General features: G+C 73.2%; 9 protein-coding genes. 5 read left to right on the plus strand and 4 right to left on the minus strand.

Annotated features, from left to right (window positions below; genetic code table 11):
- Positions 1 to 74: 74 nt before the first annotated feature.
- A complete protein-coding gene (locus tag ACFVVO_RS30560; RefSeq protein ID WP_390059217.1) occupies positions 75 to 947 on the plus strand; it encodes a hypothetical protein in 873 nt (290 codons plus the stop codon).
- On the opposite strand, the gene ACFVVO_RS30565 is transcribed toward ACFVVO_RS30560, so the two are convergent.
- The 3 genes from ACFVVO_RS30565 to ACFVVO_RS30575 form a co-directional block, all read right to left on the minus strand.
- Complete coding sequence (locus tag ACFVVO_RS30565) at positions 944 to 1,498, minus strand: flavoprotein (RefSeq protein ID WP_390059218.1); 555 nt, start codon at positions 1,496 to 1,498, stop codon at positions 944 to 946. The two genes, ACFVVO_RS30560 and ACFVVO_RS30565, sit on opposite strands and share 4 nt — an antisense overlap.
- A gap of 79 nt (positions 1,499 to 1,577) precedes the next feature.
- Positions 1,578 to 1,778, minus strand: coding sequence for a ferredoxin (locus ACFVVO_RS30570; protein ID WP_390059219.1), 201 nt, complete (start codon positions 1,776 to 1,778; stop codon positions 1,578 to 1,580).
- A gap of 12 nt (positions 1,779 to 1,790) precedes the next feature.
- The gene (locus ACFVVO_RS30575) at positions 1,791 to 3,020 is read right to left on the minus strand and encodes a cytochrome P450 (RefSeq protein WP_390059221.1); all 1,230 of its coding nucleotides are present in this window, start codon (positions 3,018 to 3,020) and stop codon (positions 1,791 to 1,793) included.
- Between the two features lie 293 nt (positions 3,021 to 3,313).
- Here ACFVVO_RS30575 and ACFVVO_RS30580 point away from each other — a divergent pair, with 293 nt between their 5' ends.
- Positions 3,314 to 3,937 (plus strand): LysE family transporter, encoded by a 624-nt coding sequence (locus ACFVVO_RS30580; protein WP_390059223.1) that lies wholly within the window; start codon positions 3,314 to 3,316, stop codon positions 3,935 to 3,937.
- A 119-nt stretch (positions 3,938 to 4,056) separates the two neighbouring features.
- Entirely contained in the window at positions 4,057 to 4,506 is a 450-nt protein-coding gene (locus ACFVVO_RS30585; protein ID WP_390059224.1) for a nitroreductase family deazaflavin-dependent oxidoreductase, read from the plus strand.
- 102 nt (positions 4,507 to 4,608) lie between these two features.
- On the opposite strand, the gene ACFVVO_RS30590 is transcribed toward ACFVVO_RS30585, so the two are convergent.
- On the minus strand, positions 4,609 to 5,529 hold the full coding sequence (locus ACFVVO_RS30590; protein ID WP_390059358.1) for a cation diffusion facilitator family transporter: 921 nt from the start codon (positions 5,527 to 5,529) through the stop codon (positions 4,609 to 4,611).
- Positions 5,530 to 5,751: 222 nt separating this feature from the next.
- Between ACFVVO_RS30590 and ACFVVO_RS30595 the strand changes: the two genes are divergently transcribed.
- Positions 5,752 to 6,768, plus strand: a complete 1,017-nt coding sequence (locus tag ACFVVO_RS30595) for a glutathione S-transferase family protein (protein WP_390059225.1) — start codon at positions 5,752 to 5,754, stop codon at positions 6,766 to 6,768.
- Between the two features lie 28 nt (positions 6,769 to 6,796).
- Positions 6,797 to 7,099 carry a DUF4235 domain-containing protein gene (locus ACFVVO_RS30600; protein WP_390059226.1) on the plus strand — a complete coding sequence of 101 codons (303 nt, stop codon included), beginning with the start codon at positions 6,797 to 6,799 and terminating at the stop codon, positions 7,097 to 7,099.
- Positions 7,100 to 7,276: the final 177 nt, after the last annotated feature.

Consider the following 7,276-nt stretch of genomic DNA (forward strand, 5'->3'; position numbering starts at 1 on the left):
AGTCGTACCGTCGACTCATCCTCGGCCCCAGACGACCGGCAGTCGGCCGGTCCAGGCCGCCCGGAGGACACCAGGTGCCGACACGTCCGACCATCCTGAGATGCCTGGCGGGGGCGGCGCTGCTGCCCCTCGCCCTCGTCACCCCCGCCTGGGGGCAGCCCACCGCCGCGCCGGCGCCGACCGCGCCGTCCCGGGCGGGCGAGCAGCCGTCCACCCTGTGCGCGCCCGCCGGTGCCCTGCGCGGCGCCCATGGCCAGCTGGCCGTCGTCAGCATCTGCGCGGGCAGCGGCACCCCGCAGCTGACGGTCTCCGCCCCGGCGAGCTGCCGGCGCGCCGGCGTCCGGGTGCGCTACACCTGCCGGACCGAGGGCACCTGGACGGCACACCGCGCCGGCCGGACGCTGGCCACCGGAACGCTGCCGGGCGCACAGGAGTACCCGGGCCCCGGTACCTACGACATCTCCGCCGACGTGCGCGTGCGGTCGGCGCCCGCCGGTGTCGATCTGCGGGGCACCGTCGAGGCCACGCTCACCGTGACCGCGCCCAGGGTGAAGCCCACGCACGCCGTCACCGTCGACCGGACCACCCTGCGGCGCAACGCGACCACCACACTGACCTACACGGTCCGCCGGGACAGTGACGAGGGCGACGGCAGCGCCCGGCTCGGGCTCATCGGCGACGCGGCCACCGGTGTGCGGATCGCCACGGCCGACGCCCGCTGCGTCAACCCGCTGGTCGGCCGGTACCCCTCGAAGACCCGCCTGCGGCACTCCCTGGACTGCGCGCTGACCGCGCTGCAGCCCGGCCACCCGGAGACGGTGAAGGTCCGCGTCACCGTCGGGCCCGACTGCTCCACGGTGGTCTCCAAGCTGGGCTACTGGGTACCGCAGGGCCAGTCCCTGTACACCGGCGGGATGCTCGCCGGGCCGACGCTGACCTGCGGTTAGGTCCACACCTGGCGGGGCTGGGGGCGCTCCAGCAGGTCCAGGGCGCTCTCCCAGGCGAACCCGGGCCGTCCGCCGTCCTCCCCGGGCGGGCCCGCGTACGGCTCGCTGAAGCGGACGCCCATCCCGCGCAGCCGTACCAGGCTCTCCCGGTACGCGGGGTGGGCGGCCAGCGCGTCCGCCACACAGGGCAGGACGGCGATCGGCACGTCCATCCCCGCCGCCTCGCAGAGCGTGCCGACGGCGAGCGTGTCGGCGAGGCCGGCCGCCCACTTGTTGACCGTGTTGAAGGTGGCGGGCGCCACCACCACGGCGTCCGGCGGCGGGAACGGGCGCGGATCGGCCGGGGAACGCCAGGCCGACCGGATCGGGCGGCCCGTCAGCTCCTCGACGGCCGCGGTGTCGAAGAACCCACCCATCGCGACCGGGGTGGCTATGACCCCGACCTCCCAGTCCCGTTCCCGGGCGGCGCCGATCAGCCTGGTGACTCCGTCGGCGATCCCGGCCGCGCAGACGATGACGTAGAGAAAGGGCCTGCCTGCCTGTGAGGTCATCGCACGACCCTACTGAACACGATCCCGCTGAACCGGGAAGGGCGGCCCGGGGCCGCGGCCCCGGGCCGCCCGGGCTTCCTCAGCCGGCCGGTTCGGTCACCCCGATCGCGCTCACCGGGCAGGCGCGGGCCGCCTCCCGGACCATCGGGTCGCCCCCGCCGTCCTCACGGCCAGGGAGCAGGGTGCTGTAGCCGTCGTCGTCCTGGGTGAACACGCCCGGCGCGGCCAGCGCGCACTGGCCGGCGCCGATACAGCGGTCCTTGTCGATGTCGATGTGCATGACCAGAGCCTCTTACCAGGTCACGGGGAGTTCCAGCATCCCCTGGATCGTGTCGCCGGGTTTGAACGGGATCTCCTCGGCGGGCGCGGCCAGCCGGAGCCCGGGGAGCCGCTCCAGGAGGGTGCCGAGGGCGATCTCCAGTTCGGCGCGGGCCAGGTTCTGGCCCAGGCACTGGTGGATGCCGAAGCCGAAGGCCACGTGGTGGCGGGTGGAGCGGTGGAAGTCCAGGGTGTCGGGGTCCTCGAACACGGACGTGTCGCGGTTGATCACCGAGGTGGCGAAGAGGACGCCCTCCCCGGCCCGGATCGTGGTACCGGCGACCTCGATGTCCTCCAGGGCCAGGCGCAGCAGCCCGTCCGCGATCGAGAGCATCCGCATCAGCTCCTCGACGGCGGCGGGCAGCAGCGCCGGGTCGGCGCGCAGCTCGGCCAGCCGGCCGGGGTGCCGCAGCAGCGTGTAGGTGCCGAGGGAGATCATGTTGGCGGTCGTCTCATGGCCGGCCACCAGCAGGATGACGGCCAGCGCCACCACGTCCCGCCGGTCCAGCTCGCCGGTGCGCAGCCGCTGGTGGACAAGGTCGTCCAGGACGCCGTCGCCGGGTTCGGTCTGCCGCTCCTTGGCGTCGATCAGCCCGCCGAGGTACTCCTCGAGCCGCTGGCGCGCCCCCTGCGAGTCGGCGGCCGTGGGGCCGCGCAGCAGCGTGCGGGACTGTTCCTCGAAGAACTCGTGGTCGGCGTACGGCACGCCGAGCAGACCGCAGATGACCATGGAGGGCACGGGCAGGGCGAAGGCGGAGACCAGCTCGGCCGGCGGGCCCTTCTCGATCATCGCGTCCAGCAGCCCGTCGACGGTCCGCTGGATCGTGGGGCGCAGCCCGGCCGCGCGCTTGAGGGTGAACGACGGGATCATCATCCGCCGCTGGGTCTGGTGGACCGGGTCGTCGACGCCGAGCAGCGCCACCCGGCGGTCCCGGACGGCCGCGAAGCGGGCGGTGGGCACGGGGAAACCGGGGCGGGTGCGGTCGGTGGACAGGCGGGGGTCGGCGAGCAGCGCGCGGGCGGTGGCGTGGCCGGTGACCATCCAGACCTCGCGGCCGTCGAAGAGGGTGACGCGGGACAGGCTCCGCCCGTCGCGCAGCGGGTCGTATCCGGTGGGCGGGTGGTAGGGGCAGTTGCGGTCCTGGGGGAAGGCGACGGGGTCGGCCGGGGTCCCCGGGCCGGTGATGTCCGTCAGTTCCGTCATGGAAAGACCTCGCAGACGAAGAGGTGCGTCGTGCCGATCTTCATTAGATGCCCGAGGCACCTATGGGGCGACGGCAAGTTCGGCCAGATCGGCGCACGTCGCGATGTGGCCGAAGAGCGCGCTGACCAGGGAATGGAACGCGCCGAAATTCATTTGCCGGTGCGGGCGCGGCGGCCCCAGGATCGCCCCATGCTTCTTACAGACTCCCTCCTGCCGACGCCCGCTGCCACCGTCCTCGCGGTGCGGGGCCGACAGCAGCCCGGCCGTCCCGGGAGGCCCGGTCCCGCGCGCCCATGACGGGCGCGCTGCTCGCGGGCCTGCTCGCCGGGTACGGCATCGCCGTACCCGTGGGCGCGGTCGGGACCTATCTGGTCTCCCTCACCGCCCGCACCTCGCTGCGCACCGGCGCCTCGGCGGCGCTCGGCGTCGCCACGGCCGACGGCCTGTACGCACTGCTCGCCACCGTCGGCGGCGCCGCCCTCGCGGCGGAGCTGCGGCCGGTGCTGAGCCCGCTGCGCCGGGCCTCGGCACTGGTCCTCGCGGTACTCGCGGTGCGGGCCGCCCTGCTCGCCGTGCGGCAGTACCGCGCCCAGCGGCTCGCCACCCGCCCCGAGCGGCCGGTTCCCGGCGCGGCACGGGCGTATCTCGGCCTTCTCGGGATCACCCTGCTCAATCCCATGACGGTGATCTACTTCGCGGCGCTGGTGCTCGGCAGCGGCACCGCGCAGGACGGACGGCCGCTGGAGCGCGTGGCGTTCGTGGCGGCGGCCTTCGCCGCGTCCGCGAGCTGGCAGCTGCTGCTGGCCGGCGGGGGCGCGCTGCTGGGCCGCTCACTGACCGGTCACCGGGGGCGGCTGACGACGGCGCTGTTCTCCAGCGCCGTGATCCTGGTGCTGGCGGTGCGGATGACCACATAGCCAGGACCGGAGTTCACCCGCGCGGGTGACGGGGCACGCGGTACGGATGATTCGGGCGGCCGCGCGTGTTGTGGCCGTCCGGAGCACCATCCGCCGGACCGAGGAAGGAGACGGATCCCATGCCACTTGAGGGCGAGTACGAACCCAGCCCGACGCAGTGGGTGCGCGAGCAGGTCGAGCTGTACGAGAGTTCCGGGGGCACCAAGGGCACGACGCTGCGGGACACCGGGCTCCCGGTCATCGTGCTGACCACCCGGGGCGCCCGGAGCGGCAAGATCCGCAAGACGCCGCTGATGCGGGTCGAGCACGACGGCCGGTACGCGGCGGTCGCCTCGCTGGGCGGTGCCCCCAAGCATCCGGTCTGGTACTTCAACGTGAAGTCCGATCCGCACGTCGAGCTGCAGGACGGGGCCGACAAGCGGGACATGCGGGCCCGGGAGATCACCGGTGCGGAGAAGGCCGAGTGGTGGGAGCGGGCGGTGGCCGCGTTCCCCCCGTACGCCGACTACCAGCGGAAGACGTCCCGGGAGATCCCGGTGTTCGTCATGGAGCCGCTCGACGGGAACTGACGGGTGCCCGCTGCCGGGAGCCGGTTCCGGCCTGGCAGCGGCGCCTTCGAGAAAAATCCGCGCCCGTGGGCATGAACCCGTCCGGGGTCGGGCACCCGTGCGTCAGGCCCCGCCGCGCTCCCCCGTCGCGGCGGGGCCCTTTCGTGCCTCCTGCGCCCGCCGGTCGGTCACGTCGAGGTAGATGTGGTCGGCGGCCGGAACCGTGCTGGCGATCGACCCCTTGATGCGCACGCAGACCTCCTCCACCCGCTCGCTGTCCAGGCCCGGCACCAGGTCGATGCGGGCGGCCACCAGGGTGGAGTCGAGGCCCATCTTCATCGTGAGCAGCGACTCCACGCTGTCGATCTCCGGCTGGGCCTCGAGCAGCGAGCGGATCCTGCCGCTCAGCTCCGGGTCGGCGGCCTCGCCGATGAGCTGGTCCCGGGCGTCACGGCCCAGCCGGTAGGCCACGTACACCAGCAGCGCGCCGATGACGAGCGAGGCGGAGGCCTCCCAGACGACCTGGCCGGTCACCATGTGCAGGGCCATGCCGATGAGGGCGACGGTCACACCGAGGACCGCCGTGCCGTCCTCGGCGACCACGGTGCGCAGCGCCGGGTCGCGCAGCGCGGCGCGGCCGCCGCCCTGCCGCCGCACCTGGTGCAGTGCCCGCATCAACGAGGCGCCCTCGGCCAGGAGCGCCACGCCCAGCACGATCAGGCCCGCCACATAGCCGCTGAACTTCTCCTCCGTGCCGTTGCGCAGCGCCTCGAAGCCCTGGAAGAAGGAGAAGCAGCCGCCCATCACGAAGATCCCGACCGCGGCGAGGAGGGACCAGAAGAACCGCTCCTTGCCGTAGCCGAAGGGGTGCCGCCGGTCGGCGGGACGGCTGCTGCGGCGCAACGCGGCCAGCAGGAATACCTCGTTGAGGCTGTCGGCGACGGAGTGCGCGGCCTCCGACAGCAGCGCGGGCGAGCCCGCGAGCACCCCGCCGAGGCCCTTGGCGACGGCGATCACCAGGTTCGCGGCCAGCGCGACCAGCACGGTGACCTTGGTGTGATGGTCGCCGCCCGAGTCGCCCGTTCGCTGGGCTCCCTTCTCGCCGTTTCGGTCCTCGGCCGTCCGTGCGGCCGTCTGCTGATCAGAGGATGTCCCACTCACCTAGCGCCGACTGCCCCCGCTCCACCGGATCACACCGTGCCGAAGGGCGAAAAAGGGGAACGCGTGGTGGCGAGAACGTGCGCCCGCGCACGGCGAGGAGGAGAGATGGGCGGCGACGGCAACAGGGCCTACGGCCACGAGACGTTCAGCCGGTCCAGAAGCCACTTCGATGACCGGATCACCGCCGACGGCCGGGCCGGCTGGCCGGTCACGGCCGGGCGTTACCGGCTGGTGGTCTCCCGCGCCTGTCCGTGGGCGAGCCGGGCCGTCGTCTCGCGCCGGCTGCTGGGTCTGGAGGACGCCCTGTCCATGGCCGTCGCGGACCCCGTCCAGGACGACCGGAGCTGGCGGTTCACCCTGGACCCCGGCGGTCGTGACCCGGTGCTCGGCATCCGGTTCCTGAGTGAGGCCTATGACAAGCGGGAGACGGGATATCCGGGCGGGGTGAGCGTGCCCGCGGTCGTGGACGTGCCCAGCGGCAGGCTCGTCACCAACGACTACCAGCAGCTCACCCTCGACCTGGCCACCGAGTGGACGGAGCTGCACCGCGAGGGCGCGCCGGACCTCTACCCGGCCGGCCGGCGCGACGAGATCGACGCGGTGATGGCGGAGGTCTACGCGGACGTCAACAACGGGGTGTACCGCGCCGGGTTCGCCACCCACCAGGAGGAGTACGAGCGGGCGTGCACGACCGTCTTCCGGCGGCTGGAACTGCTCGCCGAACGGCTCGCCGGGCAGCGCTATCTGGTCGGCGACACGATCACCGAGGCGGACATCCGGCTGTTCACCACGCTGGTCCGCTTCGACGCGGTCTACCACGGCCACTTCAAGTGCAACCGCTGGAAGCTGGCGGAGAACCCGGTGCTGTGGGCGTACGCCCGGGACCTGTTCCAGACTCCCGGCTTCGGCGACACGGTCGACTTCGACCACATCAAGCGGCACTACTACCAGGTGCACACCGGCATCAACCCCACCGGGATCGTGCCGCTCGGCCCGGACCTCGGTGGCTGGCTGACCCCGCATCACCGCCAGGAGCTGGGGGGACGGCCGTTCGGGGAGGGGACGCCGCCGGGTGCGCCGGCCCCGGGCGAACGAGTGGCGGCGCGAGGACGCCCCGCATGAGGACCGTTTGACGAGGAAGGAGTCCTCCATGGCGAAGACAAAGAAGAAGAAGCTCCCTCTCGTCTACCAGCCGGTCGGGTTCGTGCTGAGCTGGGCGGGCGGAACATTGGCGGGAATGGCCTTCCGCAAGGCGTGGATGGCGTTCCGGCACGAGGAGGACGCGCCCGACGCGCTGGACCCGGACCGCGGCTGGGGCGAGATCCTGCTCGCGGCCGCGGTCCAGGGCGCCATCTTCGCGGTGGTGCGCAGCGCCGTGGACCGCACCGGGGCCAAGGCCATCGAGCGGACCACGGGCGTGTGGCCGTCCAAGGAGAAGGGCGGTCGGGACTAGAGCCGTTCGTTCGGCTCCTGTCGGATCGGGGAGCGGGGTCCGGTGCCGTTCCTCGCAAGGCGGCGGAGGTGGGCCAGGGGGGGCCCACGGGGCCCCCCCCAAAACCCCCGGGGGGGGGGGCCCGGGCCCCCCCCCCCGCCAGATACAGACCAGAGGGGCCGCGGCCGCAAACACCCG

Origin of the sequence: Streptomyces sp. NPDC058145 (assembly GCF_042884245.1) — a bacterium.
Classification (GTDB): Bacteria; Actinomycetota; Actinomycetes; order Streptomycetales; family Streptomycetaceae; genus Streptomyces.